Genomic DNA, 2081 nt, shown 5'->3' on the forward strand with positions numbered 1-2081 from the left:
AGAGCTACCTCGCCGGCCTCCACCTCCGCGCCTCAATGATCTGGATCAACGACCTGCTGAAGGCAACTGATTGATCACGACGTCACACAGGCCCTGGAGGCCGGCTATCGCCTCTAATCCCCATCTAAGGGCGGCCCGAGCCAGTGCAGGAAGCTCCGGACTGTTCGAACAGCAGGGCCGTCATGCCTGAACTCATCCGGACATGCGGTGTCTTGCCATAGGCCGGCGGACGCCCTGCATCTGGTGGCGGTCTCGTGGGCGCCGGGCGGATGCCTATACCGCCTCCGACCTCGATGTCTCGGTGTAGACCGAGCACCGCTCGGCGCCTTCGTCGCCGCCACCCCGTTGTTCCTTCGAGGGATGTTGTGTGGGGAACAGCTGTTGGTGCCCGCCGGCGCTGGACGGACGCTTGACGTCCCTCCAGGCACACGATGCCTACCGAAAGATCGGCGTCGTCCAGCGCCGACGGGCGTCAACACTCATCGCGAGATCACTCGTTGGTGTTGGTGGTGCGAGCCCGCCGCACGGCGACCTCTCATAAGCCCCGAGCCGTATGAGCTCCCGGCTAGACCGAGGCCCGTGGGGTGCGCTGGTGTCACGAACGGCTACTGAGGTGGCGGACCGACCCTCGTGTCGAGTCCTGGGATTAGGGAGCTGCGTGGCCCGCATGTGCTCGTGACCAGCACAAACTGCACTATGGGGAGGAACATCTTGATCTACTGCGGCATCGACTGGGCCGAGCGCACGCACGACGTGGCCTTGGTCGACGACAGCGGGCAATTACTGGCAAAGCGGCACATCACCGATGACGCCGCAGGCTACAAAATCCTGCTGGATCTACTCGCCGAATACGGAGACACCGCGGAGAACCCGATCCCAGTGGCGATCGAGACCTCCCGCGGCCTGCTCGTGGCCGTGCTGCGGACCGGCAAGCGGGAGGTCTTCGCCATCAACCCGCTGGCCGCCGCCCGCTATCGCGACCGGCACTCCGTCTCGCGCAAGAAGTCCGACCCCGGGGACGCCCTGGTCCTGGCGAACATCCTGCGCACCGACATGCACGCCCACCGACCACTGCCCGAAGATTCCGACCTCGGTCGCGCAATCGCCGTCCTGGCCCGTGCCCAGCAGGACTCGCTCTGGAACCGGCAGCAGCTTGCCAACCAGCTGCGTTCCCTCCTACGGGAGTACTACCCGGCCGCCTTGGCGGCCTTCGAACCTTGGCGCACCGGCTTGTGCCGGCCGAAGGCCCGGGAGCTCCTCAGAGCCGCCCCGACGCCGACCTGCGCGGCGAAGCTGACGCGCACACAGCTGACGGCCGCACTCCGAAGGGCAGGCCGCAAGCGAGGCATTGAGGAGGAGGTCGGCCGACTCCATGACGCTTTCCGTACCGACTGGGCCCATCAGCCACCGCTGGTCGAGGAGGCGCTGGGCAAGCAGATGCTCGCTCTCCTGGTCCAGCTGGAAGCCGCCTGCACCGCCGCCGACGACCTCGCCGAGGCGGTGGAAGAGGCTTTTCCCCAGCACCCGGATGCTGAACTGCTCTTGAGCTTTCCGGGGCTCGGCATTCAGCTCGGCGCTCGGATACTGGCCGAGATTGGCGACGACCGGAAACGGTTCGCCGACGCCCGCGGCCTGAAGGCGTACGCCGGCGCCTCGCCCATCACCCGCGCCTCGGGCAAGAAGTCCAGCATCACCCGCCGACGGATCAAGAACGACCGCCTCAATCATGCTGGCTACCTCTGGGCCTTCTCCTCGATCACCGCCTCACCCGGCGCCAAAGCCCACTACCGGCACCGCCGCGACCGCGGAGACTGGCACGCCGCTGCCCAGCGCAACCTCTTCAACCGCATGATCGGCCAGCTCTATCACTGCCTCCAACAAGGTCATCGATATGACGAGGCACTGGCCTTCCCAGCTCCGCCCGACGAGGTGGGCACAGCGGCCGCCTGACCAGAGGCCGCATCTCACTGGCAGCGGTCAGGAGCACCCCTAGGTTCTGTCTGATAATTGATCTTGTGGTGGGTCGTGGTGAGCTGACGGATGTGGCGTGGGAACGGATAGCGCCGCTGCTGCCGGGTGTT

Annotated in this window: 1 protein-coding gene; it reads left to right on the plus strand. The window is 66.3% G+C overall.

Annotation, left to right across the window (positions count from 1 at the left end):
* Positions 1–696: 696 nt before the first annotated feature.
* Positions 697–1950, plus strand: coding sequence for an IS110 family transposase (locus tag ACFWBD_RS41445; RefSeq protein WP_385679404.1), 1254 nt, complete (start codon positions 697–699; stop codon positions 1948–1950).
* The last annotated feature ends 131 nt before the right edge of the window (positions 1951–2081 follow it).

The organism is Streptomyces sp. NPDC060002, from assembly GCF_042737245.1.
In the GTDB taxonomy this organism is placed as follows: domain Bacteria; phylum Actinomycetota; class Actinomycetes; order Streptomycetales; family Streptomycetaceae; genus Streptomyces.